Genomic DNA, 21,192 nt, shown 5'->3' on the forward strand with positions numbered 1-21,192 from the left:
TTACCAAATCACTTTCCCAAGCAGTTCCGCTGCCCTCAAAAGCGTGTCATCATTTTTGGCAAAACAAAAGCGCAGCGTCTTGTAACTGGTCAGTTCATTGTAAAAAACAGAAACAGGAATCGAAGCCACACCCGCCTCAATCGTCAGCCTTTCGGCGAGTTCACGATCATTTTGCTGTGTCAGATTTTCGTATGAAACATTCTGAAAAAAGCTTCCCTCGGATGGCCGGAAAGTGAATCCTATGCCATGGAGCGCGTCATTGAAAAGGTCTCTTTTTTGTTGGTAAAAAGCCGAAAGGCTTAGATAATGCTCCGGATTTCTCAAATATTCCGCCATAGCAAACTGAATGGGCGTTACCACGCTGAAAACCAGGAACTGATGGATTTTTCTGAATTCCGTTGTCATTGCTTTTGGTGCGAGGCAATAACCTATTTTCCAGCCCGTGGTGTGAAATGTTTTGCCAAAAGAGCCGCACAGGAAAGTTCGCTCCGCCAGCGCAGGAATGGAAGCTGTGGAAATGTGCGCCCGGCCGTCGAAGATAATGTGCTCATACACTTCATCGCTGATCACCATTAGATCGTGTTTTTCGGCAATGTCTGCAAGCTGTTGCAAATCAGCCAATTTCCAGACATTTCCCGTTGGGTTATGCGGCGTATTGATGATAATGGCTTTTGTATTGGGGCTAATTTTTGATTTAACATCCTGCCAGTCAATGCCGTCGTATTGCGGATGCAATGTTACAAAAATTGGAATGCCGCCGTTGAGCTCGATTGCCGGAACGTAACTGTCGTACGTCGGTTCGAAAACAATCACCTCATCGCCCGGGTGCACGACCGTCGACAAGGCCACATATAATGCTTCGGTCGCGCCGCTGGTGATGGTGATTTCTGTTTCGGGATGATATTCTTTGCCGGTTGCGGCTAACACTTTTTGCGAGATTGCCTCGCGCAAAGGCATCACCCCAGCCATGGGCGCATATTGGTTTTTCCCTTCCGCAATGTATTTACCCACAAGCTTTTGCAGTTCCGGCGCACAATCAAATTCCGGAAAACCCTGCGCCAGATTAATCGCACGATGCTCCTCGGCCAGCCTGGACATTTTGGTAAAAATTGTGGTTCCAACGCGTGGAAGTTTGGGGCGAAAAGCGGCCTTGACTAACATAAAAAATCTGTAAATCGATTGGAAAATGAGCCTTAATGATCAGGCCTTGTCCAAATCTATAAAACCAGAAGCAAATTGTTTTACACGAAGCGGATTTTGTGCCAATTCTGTGGTCAGAAACTCCGGATAAACCTTGATAGTTGAAATTTCCGCAACCGGATGCCATTTAAATAAAAGCTCACCATCGCCTTCCACGCCAATAAAATCGTTTTGATCCGCTAACGACGGGATTTCCATTTTGTAATAAAAACCCAGCTCATGATGCTTGATGCCATTGTAAACGAAGAAATTTTCCGAAACCCAAAGCATTTCGCCCACTTCCACATCCATTCCCGTTTCCTCCTGCATTTCCCGAACCAATGTGTCCTTAGAAAACTCAAAAAGCGACGCGCGACCGCCTGGTAAGCTCCAAAACTTATCTGACGGCGTTTTATGCAAAAGCACTTTTCCCTTTAAAATCGCAACGCCCGCCACGCGATAGTTGAACAATGCGCCGTCGATAGCCAGACTGATCATTTGATCTTTACATTTAAATTTACTGAATTGCCGACTTCCCCACCGTAGACTCGCGGATGATGAGCGAGGTTTTCAGGGATCGGGTTTCAAAAACATCTGTTTTTTGCGGATGTTCGATGAGCCTGATCAGCAGCTCTACCGCCTGCTGGCCCATCTCCATGGCGGGCTGCACAACGGCAGTCAAAGGCGGATTAAGGAGCTCGGCTACGCTGATGTTGGTAAACCCAACAATGGCGATCTGCTCGGGGACTTTAATGTTGTGTTTTTGAAAAACAGACATACAACCCGTCGTCAGGCGATCGCTGGCTGTGAAAATGGCGTCGGGGGGCTCGGGCATTTCGAGCATTTCCTGCACAGCGGCCTCATTTTCTTCGGCTACTTTGCCGCCGTGATAGCAATATTTGACATAAGATTCATCAAAAGGAAGCCCGTAATCCTCCAAAGCCTGCTTATAACCCGCCAATCGCTCGGTTGTGATGGACAAATAAATCGGGCTCGTCAAATGTGCGATGCGCTTTCGGCCGGTTTTGATCAAATGTTCCGTCGCTTCGTAACTCCCGGCAAAATTATCCACCACCACTTTGTGCGTTTCGATAGCATTCGGCACGCGGTCCAAGAAAACAATGGGTAAGCCTCTTTCCATCAGGTCCTGAAAATGGAACAAGTTGGTTGTCAGGCTGGAAAGGGAGATCAAAAGGCCGTCCACTTTCCGGGAAACGAGGTAATTCGTATTGGCAACTTCGCGCTCGTAAGACTCGTGGCTTTGGAAAATAACCACGTGATAACCCAGATTATAAGCTATGGACTCAATGCCATTGATGAGCTGCGAGAAAAAATGATTGGCGATTTCCGGAATTATGACCCCTATGGACTTGCTTTTGCTATCCCGCAGACTCAGCGCAATGGGATTGGGCCGGTAATTCATGCGCTCAGCATATTCCATAACCAATTTCTTGGTTTCCGGATTTATTTCATAGCTATTCCGCAAGGCACGGGAAACCGTCGAAGTCGAAAGTCCCAGCGCTTTGGCAATGTCCTTAATTGTGATAGTCTCCAAAGAAAAATTGGTTTATTCCAACTTAATGTTTGATAATATATACTTTATCCAACGGTAAGTCAATGTACTAAAATAGAAATGAATATCGAAACCGATCCGGAGATGTTTGCCGCCTCACACGAGCTGATAACGTTCCCGATAACGATTGCACAAAAAAAGACAATTCAATATTTGATAATTCTAACTATTCGACCTAAACTGCCGGAGCGTAGGGTCTCCTATGATCGACGCGAATTTTAGGGGTTACCCCGAAAAACACAATTTGCCATTCCTTAATGAGTACAATAAATTTATTTGACCTGACGGGCAAAACCGCCTTGGTAACCGGTTGCAACCGGGGAATAGGAAAAGCCATGGCGGAGGCGCTAGCAGAAGCCGGGGCAGACATCATCGGCGTCGCATCATCAGACATTCAATCCGCCAGCGATTTACAAAATGCCGTCACCCAGGCAGGCCGGAAATTTTATCCTTACCAGGCCGATCTGGGCAATCGCGAAAGCATTTACGCATTCATCAAAAAAGTAAAAGCCGAACACCAACGCATTGATATTCTGATCAATAATGCTGGCATTATCCTGCGCCAGCCCGCTGCTGAACATTCGGATGAATATTGGGACCAGGTGCTGAACATTAACCTCGATGCGCCTTATATTTTGTCAAGGGAATTTGGCCGCGATATGGTAGCGCGAGGCTACGGCAAAATCATTTTTACGGCCTCATTGCTCACATTCCAGGGCGGCATCAATGTGCCGGGTTATACAGCTTCAAAAAGTGCCATTGGTGGTCTGGTGAAAGCGCTGGCCAATGAATGGGCTGGCAAAGGCGTGAATGTGAATGCCATAGCGCCGGGTTATATCAATACGGACAATACGGAAGCGCTGCGAAATGATCCCGTGCGCAGCAAGTCCATTCTCGACCGCATTCCGGCCGGGAGATGGGGTATGCCCGACGATTTTAAAGGCCCCGCGTTGTTCCTGGCGTCGGATGCTTCGAGCTATGTCAATGGCACTATACTCACCGTGGATGGCGGCTGGATGGGCCGGTAGATTTTACCAAATTTTTAGAGTAACCCACTTAATATTAAGCACATGCAAATCAGATTCGAAAGCAGCCGGAAAGAAGTTTCGCAAATGGACACGGCCGCTTTACGCGAGAATTTTTTGATTGAAAATATATTTGTAAACGACCAGATCAACTTCGTTTACACGCATTACGACCGCGTCATGATCGGCGGCGCCATTCCGGCTACCGTACCGTTGACACTTGAAACATACGGCCCGCTGAAAGCCGAATATTTCCTGGAAAGACGCGAGATAGGGATCATTAACATTGGTGGAAAAGGCCAGGTGAAGGCGGATGGAGCCACATTTGAAATAAGTAAGCTGGGTTGTGTTTATCTGGGAAAGGGAACTAAGGAGGTTATTTTTTCGAGTGAGAACCAGGCTGATCCGGCTGTATTTTACTTGCTATCATCCCCTGCACACCAGACATTTCTAGCAACGCTTTTCACCAAAGAAGACGCCGCGCCCACGACCATGGGCAGCATGGAAACTTCCAATCACCGGACCATTTACAAATACATTCACGCAGCCGGCATCCAGAGCGCACAGCTCGTGATGGGCCTTACCGTCCTGCAAACCGGAAGCGTCTGGAACACCATGCCTGCGCACGTGCACGACCGTCGTATGGAAGCCTATTGCTATTTCGATGTGCCTGCTAATCAGCGCATCCTGCATCTGATGGGCGAGCCAACCGAAACGCGGCACTTATGGCTTTCCGAGCGGCAAGTGATCATTTCTCCGCCCTGGTCGATCCATTCCGGCTGCGGCACTTCGAGCTACTCCTTCATCTGGGGCATGGCCGGCGAAAACAGGGATTACACAGACATGGACGCAGTGGCGATAACCGATTTGAGATAATGAGCGAGCTAAAAGGAAGGGAATTTATTGACGACGCGGACATTCCGTGGGAAGAATTGGGCGGTGGTTTGAAGCGGAAGATCATGGCTTATGATGACAATCTGATGATGGTCAAAGTGGCGTTTGAGCAGGGTGGCGTTGGTGCCCTGCATAGCCATTTTCATACACAAATGAGTTATGTTGAAAGTGGCAAATTTGAAATCACCATTGGCCCCAAAACCGGCATACTAAGCGGCGGCGATGCCTATTATATCCCGCCGGACGTTGTTCACGGCGCATTATGCCTGGAAGCGGGCATGCTTGTGGACATTTTTAATCCCATGCGTGCTGATTTTATCAAAAGCTAATTGACAATGTTCCTTCATTCCTGATGAAAAAACTGCTACGCAGCATCTCTGTAATTGCATTATTTTACTTTGTTCCAAACATTGCATCGCAGGTTTTGGCGCAAGAACTTCCTATGTCGCGGCGCATGGCGGATTCCTTCATGACGCGTCATAAGGATTCTATTTTAGTAGGAAAAAATACGGCGACGAAGTGGGATTACGAGCAGGGACTAATGCTGAAAGCCATTGAAAAAGTCTGGAACAGAACGGGCGAAGGCAAATATTTTGAATACATCCGCAAAGACATTGATCAATATGTAAGGCCCGATGGCAGCATCCGGACCTACAAATTTGACGACTTTAACATTGATAACATTCCGCCAGGAAGGGCGTTACTAACACTTTATCAACAAACACAACCCGACAAAGAAAAATACAGAAAAGCCGCTGATTTACTCTGGAAGCAGTTGGCAGAGCAGCCGCGCAATAACGAAGGCGGTTACTGGCACAAAAAGCGCTATCCCAATCAAATGTGGCTCGACGGCCTTTTCATGGGCGAACCCTTCGCCGCGGAATACAGCCTGCTATTCGACCATCCCGAACATTTCGACGACATTGCCAAGCAGTTTGCCTTGATCGAAAAATATGCGGTGGATGAAAAGACGGGCCTGATTTACCATGCGTATGATGAGAGCCGTGAGCAAAAATGGGCCGATAAAAAGACCGGACGATCGCCGAATTTCTGGGCACGAGCGATTGGCTGGTATGCCATTGCGCTGGTAGATGTCCTGGATTATTTCCCAAAAGACCATCCGAAACGAATTGAACTAATCCAATATCTCAAAAGGTTGGCGCCGGTGCTGGCCAAATATCAGGACAAGCAATCCGGGCTTTGGTATCAGGTTATTGACCAGCGAAATAGGAAGGGAAATTATCTCGAAGCATCTGCTTCCTGCATGTTCATATATGCATTAGCAAAGGCTTCCAGAATGGGCTATATCGATGCGTCTTTCGCTGAAAATGCGAAGCGTGGTTATGCAGGTGCATTGAAAGAATTCGTTGAAAAAGAGTCAGATGGCTTGCTGAGCCTGAACAAAACCGTAAGCGTGGGTGGCCTCGGCGGCACACCTTACCGCGACGGCAGTTACGAATATTATCTCAGCGAACCGATCCGCAAAAACGACCTGAAAGGCATTGGCCCATTCATTTTTGCGAGCATTGAAATGGAAATTGCGGAAGAGAATGCGGTTGGAAAAGGCAAAACGGTAGGTTTGGATTATCATTTCAACCATGAATTTAAGAAAGAACCGGACGGTTCAAGCATTCCGTTTCACTACACCTGGGAGGACCGCCTGCATTCCGGCTTCTGGCTTTGGGGCAACATTTATAGGGAATTAGGAGCAAAAACAGTGGCCGTAACCGGCGCACCGACTGCTGAAAACCTGAAAGATATCGACGTGTACATTATTGTCGATCCCGACACGAAAAAAGAATCACCTAATCCCAATTTTATCCAGGCAAACGACATTCAAGCGATTGAAAAGTGGGTGAAGAATGGCGGGGTGCTGGTAATGATGGCGAATGACACTGCCAATTGTGAGATCACGCATTTCAATGAGCTTGCCAAAACATTCGGTATACAATTCAGCAACAAAAACCGCAATATGGTGCAGGGAACGCAGTTTGAGCAGGGAAAACTGATGATCCCGGCAAACAACAAAGCCATTTTCAAAACCGCCAGCAAGATTTACATTAAAGAACTTTCTCCCCTCCTGCTCACCGCTCCGGCCCAATCTGCCTTAACGGATCAAGGTGACGTAATTTTCGGCATTGCCAAATATGGCAAAGGCACCGTTTTCGCGGTCGGCGATCCCTGGCTTTACAACGAATATGTGGACGGGCGGCGGATTGATACGAGTTTCGAAAATTTTGAAGCAGGGAAAGATCTGGCCGGTTGGTTGTTAAAACAGGTCGTTAAAAAGTAAAACCGCAATGCTATGAGCCGCCTTTTTCGCGAAAATTTAGGTCAGTTACGCAATCAGCCCGGACTCGTCGTCCCGGACGATTCCATTTTTCAGCTACCCGAAAAAGTGCTTCAATTCGGCACAGGCGCATTTCTGAGAGGACTTGCCGATTATTTTATAGACAAAGCCAACAGGCAGGGCATTTTCAACGGGCGCATTGTGGTCGTAAAGTCCACCGACGAAGGCGATTTGAAAGCATTCGAGCGACAGGATAATCTTTATACAATTTGCCTTCGTGGCAGTCGGAATGGCATCATTGAAGAAGAAAATATTATTTCCTCGGCCATAAGCAGGGTTTTGTCGGCCAAAACACAATGGTCGCTCGTGCTCGATTTGGCCAAAAATCCGGCGATCAGCATTGTGATTTCCAACACGACAGAAATCGGCATTCAGCTTGTCCAGGACGATATTTACCAATGGCCGCCGGTTTCATTTCCAGGGAAATTGCTTGCGTTTTTGTATGCCCGTTACGTGGCTTTTGGCGGAAATCCGGAATACGGCGTTGTCATCATCCCCACGGAACTGATCACCGATAACGGCAAAAAACTCGAATCCATCGTGCTCGAACTCGCGCACAGGAACGGCCTCGAAGGTGCATTTATAGACTGGCTCGAAAACCACAATTCATTCTGCAATTCGCTGGTAGACAGGATCGTTCCCGGCAGGCCGGATGAAAATATTTGCAAAGAACTCGCCGAAGAACTGGGTTACCAGGACGACCTGCTGATCATGGCCGAACATTATCATTTATGGGCGATCGAAGGAGACGCGACGATTGGTAAAAAGCTACCTTTCAAGGAAGTGGACAAGGGCATGATCGTGGAACCGGACATTGAATTGTATCGCGAACTGAAACTAAGGCTCCTCAACGGCGCGCACACTTTGGGCTGCGGCCTGGCGCATTTGTGCGGTTTCAAAACAGTGGACGAAGCCATGAGCAGCCCGCTTTTTGAAACATACATTACCAATCTGATGGAAACCGAAATCGCACCTGCGATTCCTTATCCGGTTGCAGAAGAGAGAGCATTACAATTTGGCCGCAGTGTTGTGGAACGCTTTCACAACCCGCATTTGAGACATAAGTGGCTTAATATCAGTCAGAATTATTCTGCCAAAATGCTGTCGCGGGTCATGCCTGTTTTCTTTAAATATGAAAAAACGCATGAGACATTTCCGGATCACATTGTCTTTGGCTTCGCGGTTTACATCTTTTACATGAAGGCGGTGCGAAAGGATGGCGATCATTTTTACGGCCATGCAAACGGCTCCTATTATTTGATCCAAGACCAAAAAGCCGCTTATTTCCATCAAAAATGGCAAATGCCTTCGCTGGATGAAATGGTCAAGGCCATTTTGAAAGATCAGTCGATCTGGCAAAAAGATCTTTCGAAATCAGAGGTAATCCGCAAAAATATCGTCTCCTATCTCGAATCCCTGAAACAACTGGGCGCGGTAGACACATTGAAGTTATTCCTTGAAAAAACCGAGTACGCCTGACCGGCATAAGCCCATTTTAACCTCTTAATTGAATCTGCAAAACCCCGACATGGAAACTCAAATGACCAAATACCGCTGGCGGATCGTAGCCCTGCTTTTTTGCGCAACTACGATCAACTATCTGGACCGGCAGGTTCTGGGCTTATTGAAACCCACATTAGAAGCAGATTTCGGCTGGTCGGAGCAGGATTTCAGCCACATTGTGATGGCCTTTCAGACGGCTTATGCCATTTCGCTGATCGGATTTGGTGCCATTATTGATAAAATCGGGACGAAGCTGGGTTACACCATTTCAGTTGTGGTTTGGAGCATTGCCGCCATGCTGCATGCGGTCGCTACGGGCACATTCAGTTTCGGATTAATGCGCGCATTGCTAGGTCTTGGCGAAGCCGGTAACTTTCCGGTAGCCATTAAGGCCACCGCAGAATGGTTTCCAAAACGCGAACGCGCACTTGCAACGGGGATTTTCAACTCGGGTGCCAACATTGGAGCCGTCGTCGCTCCAATCATGGTTCCCTGGATTTTGGGTTCCTATGGCTGGCAGGAAGCGTTTCTGATCACCGGTGCCATTGGTTTTGTATGGCTGTTTTTCTGGTTCCGTTATTATGAAGTGCCTGCAAAGCAGCAGCGTATCAACCAAGCCGAATTCGACTACATTCACAGTGATAATGAGCCCGATACGAGCAAAGAAGCGCCTGTGAAATGGCTCGATCTCTTTAAAGTGAGACAAACCTGGGCATTTGTATTCGGTAAGATGCTCACTGATCCAATCTGGTGGTTTTTCCTTTACTGGCTTCCCTCCTATTTTGCCGAAGCATTCAAGCTCAACCTTTCCAAACCCAGCCCGGAGCTCGTGATCGTTTACACAGCAACGACCATCGGGAGCATCGGCGGCGGTTATCTTTCCGGTCATTTTATCAAAAAAGGCTGGCCGATTTTCAGAGCCCGGAAGACTTCCATGCTCATTTTCGCTTTCCTCGTCACGCCTATTATGCTGGCCCAATACACGACTAACATTTGGCAGGCTGTGATCCTGATCAGCTTGGCGGCGGCGGCGCACCAGGCTTGGAGCGCGAACATTTTTACGACGGCTTCGGATATGTTTCCCAAGAAGGCGGTGAGCTCTGTGGTGGGTATCGGCGGGATGGCTGGATCAGTAGGAGGCATTCTTTTTCCGCTTTTGGTAGGGATCATTCTAGATAATTATAAAGCTGCCGGCAACATTGGCGGCGGTTATAACATCATTTTTGTCATTTGCGGATTCGCATATCTGCTTGCCTGGGGTATCATGCATTTGTTTGCGCCTAAGATGGAAAGAGTGGATATTTAGCAAATCATACAACCATTATCATTAATCCACATTCAAATTCTGAAATGAAAAAGACATTCTTACTCATCGCATTTCTACTTTTCAACATTGCATCATTCGCACAAAGTGCGGACGAAAAGGCAGTTGCCGACGCAGTGGAAAAAATCCGCGTTGCGATTATCGGTGCAAAAGAGGCAGATCTGATGAAACTAACCTCTCCCAAACTAACCTACGGACATTCCAATGGCCTGATGGAAGATCAGGCAGCATTCATCCGCGCATTGGTTAGCGAAGAGTCTAAATTCACAAAAATTGACCTGTCCGAACAGACCATCACCGTTTCCGGCGACGTCGCCATGGTGCGCCACAAACTCATCGGCGACACGCACAACAAAGGAAAAGATCCTGCCCCGGTAAGATTAGGCGTTTTTATGGTTTGGCAAAAGGTGAAAGGGCAATGGATTCTGATTGGCCGCCAGGCCTTTAAGTTGGCATAGTGCTGATTTTCTGACGTGCGATTTCAACAGCCTTGTGCAGCTTTTCCTGCAAAATTTCCTGTGAAGGAAGTGCAGTTAGATAGTCGGCAACCCGAATGTTGGACTCTCCCAATTGCATGAGCTCAACATGCTCCTTATTTTTCCCGCTACACAGTATCAGGCCGATCGGTGCATTCTCACCATCGGCCTTTTCATATTTTTCAAGAAACCGCAGATACAATTCCATCTGCCCTTTGAAACCCGCTTCGAAAGCACCCATCTTTAAATCTATCGCCACCAGACAGCGCAATCTTCTGTGGTAGAAAAGCAAATCAATAAAATAATCGCTGTTATCAATGGTAATGCGTTTTTGCCTAGCCATAAAAGCAAAGTCACTGCCCAGCTCAATGATAAACTTTTGCAGCTCCACAATGATGGAAGTTTCCAGATCCTTTTCGGAGTAAGCATCTTTCAAACCTAGAAAATCAAGGAAATAAGGATCCCGGAAAACAAGATCCGGGTGGAGCTTTTGCTGATCCCGAAGCAGGTTTAGATCATTGCTGATGGTTTCTTCGGGCTTTTTGCTGATGGCAGTTCTCTCATAGAGCATGGATTTGATGCGTTCCTGCAACTGCCTCGAAGACCAATTTTCCAAACGGCAAATTTCAATATAGAATTCACGTTTTAAAGGGTCCTCAATATGAATCAATGTTCTAAAATGGGTCCAGCTCAATTGTCTACGCAGTGCGTAGACAATTGAGCTGTCTTGAAATATACTGGCGAAATGCATGCAATGACGCAGATGCTTCTCGCCCCAGCCATCGCCGTATTCCATTGTTAATGTTGCACTTAATGTGCTGACAACCTGCTTCCCATACTCCGCGCGGTCGTTTTTGAGCACATCATCATTGATCCTTTTGCCAATCTGGTAATATAGCATCGTGATTTCTGCATTCACTGCTATGGCAACCCGGCTTCTACTTTCTTTGATAAGCTCTTTTACAGATAAAACCAGCTCGTTTGTTTTTACTTCCTCGTTCATAAATGCATGTGGTTAGAGATAACTTTTATGCATTTAGACGTAGCGTCACAACTTAGGTCACATTATTTCACAAATATTTTTCAACCCTCATTTTTCATCATAAAACGTCAGCGGGCCTTTGTAGTGGGCGGTGACGTGTTTGCCGTTTCTTTCTATGCAATCTACGTCCAGGATGTAGTTAGGGCCGTCTTTTTTTACGGTTAGCTTGCCTTCGTAGAGCTCGTAGTACTCGCCGTCTTCGGCGGCGAAATCGCTGTTAAACACTACATAAGGCTCAAAGAAGGTTCGTACTTCTATTGTGAAGTCGTTGTCAAATGTGTATTCTCCTTCATCCAGGGCATTTGCCGAAGCACTAACCAGCCTGAAATAGATCGCGTGGCCAACCCCGTAAATAGAATCAATATGGCCGCCTGATTCCTGAATTTTTACACCTTCGGAAGATAGGAATAGCACCTGGCCGCTCCCGCCTTCGGGATATTCCCCTAAATGAACCAGCAGTCCTTTTGATATTTCAAACTCCCTTCCATTGTGCATCAGGGCATTTTTTGGCTCAATTTCTTTGTCATCCTTACAGCCGGCAAATGCCAGCACCAACATTAAAACAAAGCAAAGCGATTTCGTAAAATTGTACATTGTTCAAGGTAGTTAGGTTAAGGATCGTGAATGCAAAATTTAAACAAAAAAAGCACTCAGATTGTACGCGTAATTAATACAATCTGAGTGCTTTAATGATATAACTTGATGGCTTACTTAATGCGAAGGCCGCTCCGGAACAGGCAGCGAAGCATGGTAATCCTGCTGAATAATGTCTGCGTATTTATCCAATAATTCAACGACCTTTTCACGGGTTTTCGCTCTGACAACCAACCCTACATGGTAAGGCTCGTTCATGCGCCAAACTATTTCCAGATCATTGAAAACAGACAAATCCGGCCATTCCTGTCTCGCTAGTGAGATAATGATGCCCGAATAATCTTTTCTCACTGGCGGCAACTTGTAATTGTCGCCTTTTGCTTCGGCCGTTTCCATTTTTGCCCATTCTTTCCAAAGGTTTATGCCGGAAGATGCCTCTACCATTTCTGAGAGATTGGCGCCTCCTACGCGTGAAGACGTTTCGAGGAAATAATATTTCCCATCATCATGGCACCGGATTACCTCCGTGTGCGAAGCGCTGTGTTTCAAACCGAATGCTTTCAAAAGATCCACGGCTAATGTTTCCAGCGCATGTTCTTCCGATGAATCGAAAGGAACCGTTACCGACCTGAAAATGCCGCCGCCGTGCGCTACATCAAACGGTGGCGCCAGATATTTGCTGTTCCAGGAAAAGATAACCCGGCCGTTGTAAGAAATGGAATCCACATGATATACGTCCCCGGGCTTGTACTGCTCCACAAGGTAAGCATGCCTTTTATCGCCGAGCTGATGGATGGTTTCCCAAAGTTCCACCGCATCTTCCATCTTTTTGATCCCAGTAGCGGAAGCCTCGGACCGTGGTTTGATCATCCACGGACCCGGATATTTTTCAATAAAATCATTAATAGCGTCATCATTGAAAAGCGCAGAAAAACCCGGAACCAGAATACCCGACTCGGCCGCTTTGGTGCGCATAGCTAGCTTATCCCGGAAATAGCGTCCCGTTGTTTGCCCCATGCCCGGGATCCGGAAATATTCACGGATATGCGCTGCCTTTTCCACGTCAAAATCATCGAGGGCGACTACCCGGTCGATTGGCCGGGAGCGCATGACGTAAGCGAGACCGTTAATGATCTCGTTCATGTTATACTTGCCGTCTTCCCCTTCCTCAACATAAAAAAACTCGTCAACCGAGTCCCTGACCCATGGCTTATGTTCCAACTTCTTGGCTGTAATCAGGAAAACCTTGTTACCGGAATCCTTTAAAGCTTTCAGAAAATCGTTGCCCTTGAAGTATGTCGATATGCAAAGAAAAGTAAGCGCTCGGGTCATAAAATTAAGCTTTCGTGAGTAATAGCTTATAAAAATTCTGAATGTTTAAACCAAAACTTGCTTTTTCAAATCTAACAAAAAGAACCAGTTAGGCAAGGGAAAGGCATTTTAAATTATCGTTGACAAATAAGCACGCAACAACCGCACGCCGTAAGCCGTGCCTGCCCTGCCGGGAGCAAATTCTGTGTCTCCAAATGCCGTTCCGGCAATGTCCAGATGCGCCCAGGCGGGGTGTTCATCCGTAAATGCTTCGAGGAACTTGGCCGCTACGATGGCTCCTGCCAACGGTTTTCCATGGTAATTCTTCACATCGGCCATATCCGAAGCAATTTCCTCTTTATATGAATCCCAAACGGGCAGCCTCCACATTCTTTCGCCCGTGTGGTCACCTGCTTGTGCCAATGCTTCTGCAAGTTCATTGTTAGGCGTAAAAAGCCCCGCAGCTTCGTAGCCCAATGTCTGGATCACGCTGCCTGTTAATGTTGCCAGATCAATGACAACGTCTGGTTTGAAAGTCCTGACTGCATAACTAAGCCCATCGGCCAGAATCAGTCTGCCCTCTGCATCCGTATCAATCACTTCAATGGTTTTGCCTGAATAGGAACCGATTACGTCACCGGGTTTCATCGAAAGTCCGTCGACGCTGTTTTCGGTTGATGGAATTACGCCAATGATCCTAACCGGCATTCTCAATTGCGCAGCCAGTTCCACTGCTCCCAAAACAGCCGCCGCGCCACCCATATCGCTTTTCATCAAGTGCATATTGGCAGAAGTCTTGATAGAAATCCCACCCGTATCAAATGTCACGCCCTTACCGACCAATGCAATGGTTTTGGTATAATATTCGGGCACATATTCCGACACGATCATAAGCGGTGGCGCAGCACTGCCTTTCCCAACGGCCAGCAATGCGTGCATACCCAGCTCTTCAAGCCTGGATTTGTCCAGCACCGTCACTTTATAACCGTTTTTCTCCCCTGATTCGGTCGCCCATTGGGCTAATGTTGCAGGGCTTTTATAGTTTGAGGGCGCATTCATCAGGTCCATGATCCGCATCTGAACCAGCGCTGTCTTTTGAGCAACAATCAATGCTTCGTCGATCTCCGGCGATTGGTTCTCAGTCAATACAGATAATGTTCCGGTATTGAAAAAGGCACTTAATGGTTTGGGTTCTGTTTTATAAAGTTGCAGATCGTAACCGCCTATCATGATTCCGTTCACCGCATTTTCGATCCATTCGGGGCCGCGTCCGCTGCAATCCAGAACAATCTCCTCAGGCCAGCGGTCTTTACGTTTGAAGAACAGCGACCTGAAAATTTTAATGATAGCCGGAAGCTGTGGCGATTTCCCTAACCCAATCCAGAGCTCACGCGAAGAATACCACCACATTTCACCTTTTTCCGCCTTGAACATGGTTTGATTTTGGGGTTCAAAACCTTGTTCAAACGGACGAATCAGCAACAGATCTTCCGATGCCTCTAATATTTGTTTAATCTGCATTGTATTTTAAAAATCAGTAAAAACATTTTCAACTCCCTGTCTTACAAATGCCCAGCACGGTTAATACAACAATTCTTAATCCAAACCGCCGCGACGTGTCGGCTTTCTTGGCTCTGGCCATGCTCCCGGTTCGCCTTTTGAATTTGATGGTAAAATGCTTTTTTCACGGGAAGTTTTCGCTGGATCTTCACTCGCTTGATAAGCCATAATAGCGGCCAGAATTGCATTGCTACGCACGTCGTCGAACACGATCTTGTCATAGGTGTCGCGGTTGGTGTGCCATGTGTAGGTTCCGTAAGACCAGTTTAAGGAGCTTAATGAGAATGCGGGTGCTCCTGCTGCCACAAATGAAGCAAAATCAGAGCCGCCCGCGCCGGGTGCACCGGGGAATTTGGATTCGATAGGCGCTTTAATGTTCTCCGGAACCTTGGAGAGCCAGCGGCCCAGATAGTCATAGGAATTCAGAAAACCTTGACCGGAAAGGTTAATAACCCGTCCCGTGCCATTATCCTGATTGAAAACCGCCTGAATGTTCTGCACAATTTCCGGATGATCTTCCACAAATGCCCGCGAGCCGTTAAGGCCCTGCTCTTCGCTTCCCCAATGTCCTACAAGGATTGTTCTTTTTGGATTTGGATATACTTTTTTGAGGATACGCATGGCTTCCATCATCACAATGGTGCCTGTTCCGTTATCCGTAGCGCCGGTTCCTCCATCCCAGGAATCGAAATGAGCGGAAAGGATCACATATTCATTCGGTTTCTCAGAGCCTTTGATTTCGCCAATTGTATTGAATGTCTGGCTTACGCCCGTTTCCTTCGCATCCGCCCGAACGCTGATTTTGGGCGTGTGACCCGATTCCGACAGGCGATATAGCAAGCCGTAATCTTCTAAGGAAATGTCAATGGTAGGAATCGCTTTTGTATAAGCACCAAAAATTTTATTTGCCCCAAAACCCTTTGACCAATAAGACATAACCACGCCTGCTGCTCCTGCTTTTTCCAGTGCCAGCGGCAATGTTCGCGCATTATAACCGCTTTTTTTCATGCGGTTTGCCCAGGCTTCGGTTTGTACATCGCGGTCTTTTTTCATTTTTTCAAATGATTCTTTTGTGCCGAATTCCTGCCAGTTATAGTCCGGGCGGCCCGTTGGCTGGTTCATGCTGATCATAACAAATTTGCCTTTGACAGTCGGCAACGATTTCTGGAAAGCCAGTGAATCAGCCACATCCGGGAGAATGATCACGTCAGCTGTAACCGTTTTCCCTCCCGTGCCAGGGCTCCACGCCAGCTGCATGCCTTCAAGCGATTTTACACGTGGCGCCACCATATCAATGTGTGACACGCCGCGTTCCCAGCCACGCCATTCGCCCCACTTTTCGTTTTTCGCAGTAATGTTCCAGCCTTTATACTTAGCCACCGCCCACTCGTGTGCCTGCATCATTTGCGGTGAGCCAACGAGCCTTGGCCCGATGACGTCCATTAATTCGTGCGCCAATTTTTCCAGTTGTGAATTTTCGGTTGCTTCTTTAACAATGTTTTCAACCACCGGATCTTTGCTTTGTGAAAAGCCAGGCTGGATCTGAACGGCAAAAAACAACAGGAAAACAAAGGAGATTTTTTTCATGGAAATGTTGGTTTAACAATTAATCTACTTCCTAAGATAGGAAATAGCGATAAAGGTTCGGATAATGGTTAGGAAAATTGTTTCGTTTGTCTTCTTCGCAAACTATTTCGTTGGCCTGCTGGCAGTGGCACTGTCGCTCGAAACCATGTTCCAGCTGAGGTTGCCATTCAATGCTGTTCCATACTACATCCTTATTTTCTGCGCCACGGTTTTTTATTACACCATTGCCTACTCCATCCCACCGGGCACTGCGTTTTCGAGCAACCCGAGAACCGAGTGGTATCGCACGCATTACAGCTTTACGCGGATCAGTCAATATGTGCTTTTTACGATTTGTACGGGGATTGCGGGTTGGTTTTTGATCCGCGATTTCAACAAATTATTGCATTTGCCGCTTGCAAACTGGCTTTTGCTCCTAAGCATTCCTGGTGCGGCAATCCTTTACTACGGACTGCTTCCCAAGTCGTTTATCTCGTTCAACCTTCGCAATACGGGTTGGCTGAAAGCATTTGTGATCGGCTTTGTGTGGGCCGGTTTCGTAAATGTGTTTCCCATTACCATGCTGCGTATCGAACAGGGAATTGTGGTTCATGAGCCTATTTTCATGTTTTGGTTATTTGTCAAAAACTGGATGTTCTGTACGGTGAACGCGATTATGTTTGATATGAAAGACTATGAGGACGATGCCAACATTCAGCTTAAAACATTCGCGGTGCGGATCGGGCTGAGTAATACGATCGTTTATGTGCTTGTTCCGCTGCTGCTGATCGGGTTGCTTTCGTTCCTTTCGTTCGCATTTTTTCAACGGCTGAGCACGCCTACATTGATGCTCAATTTGCTTCCTTTTGTTTGCTTGCTTGGCGTCGCTTTTGCATTGCAAAAACCCAAAAGCGTGCTTTTCTATCTGATCGTGATTGATGGACTATTGCTGGTAAAAGCCATCTGTGGAATTACAGGGAGCTTTTTCACTTATCATTAAGGTCATGAAAAATAATTACGACCGGGTTGCGGGGTTTTATGACGGGCTTTCAAAGCTGGTGTTCGGAAATGCGCTGACGGGTGCGCAGCGCTCCGTTCTACACTTCATTCCGGAACGGGCGAACATTCTCATTGCAGGCGGAGGAACGGGCGCGATTCTGGAAGAAATATCACGCATACGGCCGCATAACATTGACATTACTTACATTGAAATCTCGGAGAAAATGCTGGAGATGGCCCGGAAGCGCGATGTTGGGAAAAACAATGTCAGATTCGTTCACGCAGCCGTCGAGTCATTTCAACCGGCTCACCAATTTGATGTTATTATCACCTCGTTTTTGTTTGACAATTTCCAACAGGACAAAGCAGAAGTCATCTTTCAAAACCTCCATAATGTGCTTAATTCGACTGGAATCTGGCTTTTTACGGATTTTAATGTTGAAGAAAAACCCGGTAAATTCTGGCAGAAATGGTTGCTGAAATCCATGTATATGTTCTTCGGAATTCTTTCAGAAGTGGAAGCAAAAGAGCTGCCCAACACCGCAATGTTGTTCAGTAAGGCGGGTTTTAAAACGATTTTTCAAAGATCCTTTTACAGCGGCTTTATCAACTCATTGGTTTACCAAAAACCTTAACCCAAAGCAGCGCGCCTTCTTCCAAATATAAACCGCTCATTAAAAACCACAATTGAAAGTAAGATCAGCGAATAAGCGGTGATCTGAATGGAATTGATAGGCTCATGGAAGTACACAAGCGCAATAAAGAAATTCATTAAAGGATTGATATACAACAGGATACCCATAGTAGAAGAAGTTACGCTCTGCAATGCATACAGGTTCATATAGAGCGGAACGATGGTAAAGAGCACCGCGATCAGGAATATCAATGCGTAAAATGAAAACTCGGTTGGCATTGCTTCGCTGTATTGCGGATAGAACGGCAGTAGGATCAGGGCCGAGAAAATGATCTGGACGGTCAGGACCAAAAATTTATCCATACCCACATTCTTACGCTGACTGACCAGATAAAATGCATAAGAAAGCGCAACGATAAGACTGTAAGCAATATCGGCAACATTACTGAAAGACAGCAACATACAGCTTACTATGCTCAGTGAAACTGCTGCCCACTGCCATTTGCTCAATTTTTCGTTCATCACAAAATACGCAATCACGGTTGTCATAATGGGACAGACCAGGTAAGCGAAGGACGCCGCTTTCACACTGATGTGGTTCATCACGTAAATGAAGAAAAACCAGTTTGCGGTCAGTAATATGCCGCCTGCGAGCGTCAGTAATGTGATCCGTTTTCTTTGCTCAGAAGGCATCTGACGGAATGTTTTCACATTTTCCTTCAACACTTTTACCCTAACGAACAGGCTGATCACCGCCATGATAACGGCACACAAAAAAACGCGGTAAAAGAGAATATCAAGCGAAGCGTAAGCCTTTAACGGTTTCAATGCCAAACTGAAAAACCCCCAGATTACAAATGAGATAAATGCTGCCAGATAGTGTTTCGAAAATTTCATGGAGCTGGTAATGTGTATCAAATGGTGTGGATGGATGTATTGAGGGAACAGCAAAACATTTCCGCGGGTTCGGAGGTGCTGAAAATCATTCGTTTCTCAACTCAGGATATTTTAATAATACAAAAAACGGAACCTTAGCCAGTATATTTGGCTTGATTTAAGTAGAACATTAGTATTCAATATGACTTTTTCCGATATCCGGCTTGTAGCGACCGACATGGACGGCACGCTTTTGAACTCCAAACACGAAATACACGAATCTTTCTTCCCTGTTTTCAGAAAATTAAAAGACAATGGTGTCATTTTCGTAGCTGCCAGCGGACGTCAATATTTCAATCTTGCCAAAGCATTGGAACAAGTAAAAGACGAGGTAATTTTTGCTGCTGAAAATGGCAGCTACGTTGTCTTTAAGGATGAAGAAATCCACATTCAACCCATTGAAGCAGACATTGTGCGGGAACTGGTGCAGATTTCACGCCCGATTAAGGACACATATGCAGTAATCTGCGGAAAGAAAAAGGCTTACGTAGAAAATGACGAGCCTGAATTCATCAACCATTTAAAACTATATTTTGAGAGATATGAGATTGTTGAAGATCTGACAAAAGTGGAAGATGACCAATTCCTCAAATTTACGCTTTGCGACCTGGCTGGTTCGGAAGTGAACAGCTATCCGCATTACAAGCATTTTGAAGACAATTTGCAAGTAAAAATCTCAGGGCCGATATGGCTGGACATTTCGCACAAAAAAGCCAATAAAGGACGTGCTATGGAGGTTTTGCAGGAGAAATTTAACATTACGTTTGACCAGACCATGATCTTTGGCGATTATCTTAATGACCTGGAAATGCTTACGAAAGGACATTACTCGTACGCAATGGCGAATGCACACCCGGATATTAAAAAAATAGCCCGTTTCATCGCTAAGAGTAACGATGAAAACGGGGTTGTAGAAGTCCTTTCGGAAATTACGGATTAGCCTTCGGGTTACTCCGTGTATTTTTTGAATATAGAAGTCGCCGTGTGACCGCCGAAGCCAAATGTGTTGTTCAGCGCATAATTCACGGTTTGCTTCACAGATTCGCCAAGTATAATGTTAAGCCCTTCCGGCGTAGCCTCATCAAGCGTCTCCGTATTGATCGTTCCCGGGATAATGTCGTGCTTCACAGCCAGGATAGACACAATGCTTTCAATGGCTCCGGCAGCTCCCAACAAGTGTCCGGTCATTGATTTTGTAGCGCTGATCGCCACCGGATGATCCCCAAAAACAGTTTTGATACCATTCAGCTCGCTCATATCACCCAGCCCGGTGGACGTAGCATGCGCATTTACGTAATCAATTTTGTCGGGTGTGATCTCGGCCTCTTTTAAAGCTTTTCTCATGCCCAGCGCTGCGCCCATTCCGTCTGGGGGCGTGCCCGTTAAATGGTAAGCGTCTGCCGCCATGCCGCCTCCGACAATTTCAGCATAAATGGTTGCTCCGCGGGCCACTGCATAGTCCAGGTCTTCCAGAACCAAAGCGGCCGCTCCTTCACCCATTACGAAACCATCACGGTCCTTATCGAACGGACGGGATGCTTTTTCAGGCGCATCATTGCGTTTGGACAACGCTTGCGCCGCACCGAATCCACCCAATGCAGAGTAAATGATCGCTGCTTCCGAACCACCCGCGATCATCAGCTTCGCCTTGCCCATTTTAATGGTGTCAAATGCGCTGATCACCGCCGTATTGGACGATGCACAAGCAGAAACTGTACAATAATTGGGACCGTGTAATTTGTGGCGGATCGAAATAACGCCTGCTGCAATGTCCACGATCATTTTTGGGATAAAGAAAGGGCTGAAACGCGGCACACCATTCGATGCATGGAATTCCAGCAGCTGATCTTCAAAAGTGCCCATTCCACCGTTTCCTGTCGCCCAGATCACGCCCATATCGTAGCGGTCTTCCAATTCAACGGTGCTGAAATCCAGCCCGGCATCCTTGATGGCCGTATCCGATGCAGCAATGGCATACTGCGTGTGCAGATCGTATTTTTTCAGCTCTTTTTTATCGATATAATCCTCTGCAACAAAATTGCGTACTTCGCAGCCGAATTGCGTCTTAAACTTAGAAACATCCATTTTCGTAATGGTAGCAGCACCGCTTTTACCATTCACAATATTTTCCCAAAATTCATCTACGGAATTTCCGAGGGGAGAAATAACTCCCAAACCAGTAACAACTACTCTTCTCATAAAAATTTAGAATTTTCTCGACAACAT

At 46.6% G+C, this 21,192-nt stretch carries 20 protein-coding genes; 10 read left to right on the plus strand and 10 right to left on the minus strand.

Going from position 1 to position 21,192, the window contains the following annotated elements; translation table 11 throughout:
• The 3 genes from G395_RS0101205 to G395_RS0101215 are packed head-to-tail and all read right to left on the minus strand — an operon-like array spanning window position 1 to window position 2,734.
• Complete coding sequence (locus tag G395_RS0101205) at window positions 1-1,161, minus strand: methionine aminotransferase (protein ID WP_026628379.1); 1,161 nt, start codon at window positions 1,159-1,161, stop codon at window positions 1-3.
• 39 nt (window positions 1,162-1,200) lie between these two features.
• A complete protein-coding gene (locus G395_RS0101210; protein ID WP_026628380.1) occupies window positions 1,201-1,677 on the minus strand; it encodes an NUDIX hydrolase in 477 nt (158 codons plus the stop codon).
• Window positions 1,678-1,696: 19 nt separating this feature from the next.
• Window positions 1,697-2,734 (minus strand): LacI family DNA-binding transcriptional regulator, encoded by a 1,038-nt coding sequence (locus G395_RS0101215; protein WP_026628381.1) that lies wholly within the window; start codon window positions 2,732-2,734, stop codon window positions 1,697-1,699.
• 275 nt (window positions 2,735-3,009) lie between these two features.
• Between G395_RS0101215 and kduD the strand changes: the two genes are divergently transcribed.
• Genes kduD through G395_RS0101250 form a run of 7 tightly spaced genes read left to right on the plus strand, consistent with a single transcriptional unit; the run spans window position 3,010 to window position 10,306 of the window.
• Window positions 3,010-3,780 carry a 2-dehydro-3-deoxy-D-gluconate 5-dehydrogenase KduD gene (gene kduD, locus G395_RS0101220; protein WP_026628382.1) on the plus strand — a complete coding sequence of 257 codons (771 nt, stop codon included), beginning with the start codon at window positions 3,010-3,012 and terminating at the stop codon, window positions 3,778-3,780.
• Between the two features lie 42 nt (window positions 3,781-3,822).
• Window positions 3,823-4,653 (plus strand): 5-dehydro-4-deoxy-D-glucuronate isomerase, encoded by an 831-nt coding sequence (gene kduI / locus G395_RS0101225; RefSeq protein ID WP_026628383.1) that lies wholly within the window; start codon window positions 3,823-3,825, stop codon window positions 4,651-4,653.
• Entirely contained in the window at window positions 4,653-5,000 is a 348-nt protein-coding gene (locus G395_RS0101230) for a cupin domain-containing protein (protein ID WP_035360201.1), read from the plus strand. The genes kduI and G395_RS0101230 overlap by 1 nt, the downstream gene beginning before the upstream one ends.
• Before the next feature lie 23 nt (window positions 5,001-5,023).
• Entirely contained in the window at window positions 5,024-6,964 is a 1,941-nt protein-coding gene (locus G395_RS0101235; RefSeq protein WP_026628385.1) for a glycoside hydrolase family 88 protein, read from the plus strand.
• A 12-nt stretch (window positions 6,965-6,976) separates the two neighbouring features.
• Window positions 6,977-8,500: a tagaturonate reductase gene (locus G395_RS0101240; protein WP_026628386.1), complete on the plus strand. Its 1,524-nt coding sequence runs from the start codon at window positions 6,977-6,979 to the stop codon at window positions 8,498-8,500.
• Window positions 8,501-8,549: 49 nt separating this feature from the next.
• Window positions 8,550-9,830 (plus strand): MFS transporter, encoded by a 1,281-nt coding sequence (locus tag G395_RS0101245; protein ID WP_026628387.1) that lies wholly within the window; start codon window positions 8,550-8,552, stop codon window positions 9,828-9,830.
• A 44-nt stretch (window positions 9,831-9,874) separates the two neighbouring features.
• On the plus strand, window positions 9,875-10,306 hold the full coding sequence (locus G395_RS0101250) for a nuclear transport factor 2 family protein (RefSeq protein ID WP_026628388.1): 432 nt from the start codon (window positions 9,875-9,877) through the stop codon (window positions 10,304-10,306).
• Here G395_RS0101250 and G395_RS0101255 read toward each other — a convergent pair.
• The 5 genes from G395_RS0101255 to G395_RS0101275 form a co-directional block, all read right to left on the minus strand.
• Entirely contained in the window at window positions 10,293-11,327 is a 1,035-nt protein-coding gene (locus G395_RS0101255) for a PDDEXK nuclease domain-containing protein (protein ID WP_026628389.1), read from the minus strand. The two genes, G395_RS0101250 and G395_RS0101255, sit on opposite strands and share 14 nt — an antisense overlap.
• 87 nt (window positions 11,328-11,414) lie before the next feature.
• Window positions 11,415-11,960, minus strand: a complete 546-nt coding sequence (locus G395_RS0101260) for a hypothetical protein (protein ID WP_026628390.1) — start codon at window positions 11,958-11,960, stop codon at window positions 11,415-11,417.
• A gap of 117 nt (window positions 11,961-12,077) precedes the next feature.
• Window positions 12,078-13,292 carry an ATP-grasp domain-containing protein gene (locus G395_RS0101265; RefSeq protein WP_026628391.1) on the minus strand — a complete coding sequence of 405 codons (1,215 nt, stop codon included), beginning with the start codon at window positions 13,290-13,292 and terminating at the stop codon, window positions 12,078-12,080.
• 108 nt (window positions 13,293-13,400) lie between these two features.
• Complete coding sequence (locus G395_RS0101270; protein ID WP_026628392.1) at window positions 13,401-14,792, minus strand: leucyl aminopeptidase family protein; 1,392 nt, start codon at window positions 14,790-14,792, stop codon at window positions 13,401-13,403.
• Window positions 14,793-14,867: 75 nt separating this feature from the next.
• Complete coding sequence (locus G395_RS0101275) at window positions 14,868-16,418, minus strand: M20/M25/M40 family metallo-hydrolase (protein WP_026628393.1); 1,551 nt, start codon at window positions 16,416-16,418, stop codon at window positions 14,868-14,870.
• A gap of 64 nt (window positions 16,419-16,482) precedes the next feature.
• Between G395_RS0101275 and G395_RS0101280 the strand changes: the two genes are divergently transcribed.
• Both G395_RS0101280 and G395_RS0101285 read left to right on the plus strand, forming a co-directional pair.
• Window positions 16,483-17,397 (plus strand): UbiA family prenyltransferase, encoded by a 915-nt coding sequence (locus G395_RS0101280; protein ID WP_026628394.1) that lies wholly within the window; start codon window positions 16,483-16,485, stop codon window positions 17,395-17,397.
• 4 nt (window positions 17,398-17,401) lie between these two features.
• Window positions 17,402-18,031, plus strand: coding sequence for a class I SAM-dependent methyltransferase (locus tag G395_RS0101285; protein WP_026628395.1), 630 nt, complete (start codon window positions 17,402-17,404; stop codon window positions 18,029-18,031).
• Here the strand turns inward: G395_RS0101285 and G395_RS0101290 are convergent.
• A complete protein-coding gene (locus G395_RS0101290; RefSeq protein WP_026628396.1) occupies window positions 18,028-18,927 on the minus strand; it encodes an EamA family transporter in 900 nt (299 codons plus the stop codon). The genes G395_RS0101285 and G395_RS0101290 overlap by 4 nt on opposite strands.
• Before the next feature lie 181 nt (window positions 18,928-19,108).
• On the opposite strand from G395_RS0101290, the gene G395_RS0101300 reads away from it, so the two are divergent.
• Window positions 19,109-19,906 (plus strand): HAD family hydrolase, encoded by a 798-nt coding sequence (locus G395_RS0101300; protein WP_026628397.1) that lies wholly within the window; start codon window positions 19,109-19,111, stop codon window positions 19,904-19,906.
• An 8-nt stretch (window positions 19,907-19,914) separates the two neighbouring features.
• Here the strand turns inward: G395_RS0101300 and fabF are convergent, their stop codons facing one another.
• Window positions 19,915-21,165: a beta-ketoacyl-ACP synthase II gene (fabF, locus tag G395_RS0101305; protein WP_026628398.1), complete on the minus strand. Its 1,251-nt coding sequence runs from the start codon at window positions 21,163-21,165 to the stop codon at window positions 19,915-19,917.
• Between the last annotated feature and the right edge of the window lie 27 nt (window positions 21,166-21,192).

Origin of the sequence: Dyadobacter alkalitolerans DSM 23607, assembly GCF_000428845.1 — a bacterium.
Classification (GTDB): Bacteria; Bacteroidota; Bacteroidia; order Cytophagales; family Spirosomataceae; genus Dyadobacter; species Dyadobacter alkalitolerans.

Excerpts from the sequence above, each read along its gene's own strand:
- G395_RS0101285 (WP_026628395.1), top strand. The coding sequence starts at position 17,402 with ATGAAAAATAATTACGACCGGGTTGCGGGGTTTTATGACGGGCTTTCA.
- G395_RS0101300 (WP_026628397.1), top strand. The coding sequence starts at position 19,109 with ATGACTTTTTCCGATATCCGGCTTGTAGCGACCGACATGGACGGCACG.
- G395_RS0101270 (WP_026628392.1), bottom strand. The coding sequence starts at position 14,792 with ATGCAGATTAAACAAATATTAGAGGCATCGGAAGATCTGTTGCTGATT.
- G395_RS0101280 (WP_026628394.1), top strand. The coding sequence starts at position 16,483 with ATGGTTAGGAAAATTGTTTCGTTTGTCTTCTTCGCAAACTATTTCGTT.
- G395_RS0101230 (WP_035360201.1), top strand. The coding sequence starts at position 4,653 with ATGAGCGAGCTAAAAGGAAGGGAATTTATTGACGACGCGGACATTCCG.
- G395_RS0101205 (WP_026628379.1), bottom strand. The coding sequence starts at position 1,161 with ATGTTAGTCAAGGCCGCTTTTCGCCCCAAACTTCCACGCGTTGGAACC.
- G395_RS0101275 (WP_026628393.1), bottom strand. The coding sequence starts at position 16,418 with ATGAAAAAAATCTCCTTTGTTTTCCTGTTGTTTTTTGCCGTTCAGATC.
- G395_RS0101290 (WP_026628396.1), bottom strand. The coding sequence starts at position 18,927 with ATGAAATTTTCGAAACACTATCTGGCAGCATTTATCTCATTTGTAATC.
- G395_RS0101265 (WP_026628391.1), bottom strand. The coding sequence starts at position 13,292 with ATGACCCGAGCGCTTACTTTTCTTTGCATATCGACATACTTCAAGGGC.
- G395_RS0101260 (WP_026628390.1), bottom strand. The coding sequence starts at position 11,960 with ATGTACAATTTTACGAAATCGCTTTGCTTTGTTTTAATGTTGGTGCTG.
- kduI (WP_026628383.1), top strand. The coding sequence starts at position 3,823 with ATGCAAATCAGATTCGAAAGCAGCCGGAAAGAAGTTTCGCAAATGGAC.
- G395_RS0101235 (WP_026628385.1), top strand. The coding sequence starts at position 5,024 with ATGAAAAAACTGCTACGCAGCATCTCTGTAATTGCATTATTTTACTTT.
- G395_RS0101255 (WP_026628389.1), bottom strand. The coding sequence starts at position 11,327 with ATGAACGAGGAAGTAAAAACAAACGAGCTGGTTTTATCTGTAAAAGAG.
- G395_RS0101210 (WP_026628380.1), bottom strand. The coding sequence starts at position 1,677 with ATGATCAGTCTGGCTATCGACGGCGCATTGTTCAACTATCGCGTGGCG.
- G395_RS0101240 (WP_026628386.1), top strand. The coding sequence starts at position 6,977 with ATGAGCCGCCTTTTTCGCGAAAATTTAGGTCAGTTACGCAATCAGCCC.
- G395_RS0101245 (WP_026628387.1), top strand. The coding sequence starts at position 8,550 with ATGGAAACTCAAATGACCAAATACCGCTGGCGGATCGTAGCCCTGCTT.
- kduD (WP_026628382.1), top strand. The coding sequence starts at position 3,010 with ATGAGTACAATAAATTTATTTGACCTGACGGGCAAAACCGCCTTGGTA.
- fabF (WP_026628398.1), bottom strand. The coding sequence starts at position 21,165 with ATGAGAAGAGTAGTTGTTACTGGTTTGGGAGTTATTTCTCCCCTCGGA.
- G395_RS0101250 (WP_026628388.1), top strand. The coding sequence starts at position 9,875 with ATGAAAAAGACATTCTTACTCATCGCATTTCTACTTTTCAACATTGCA.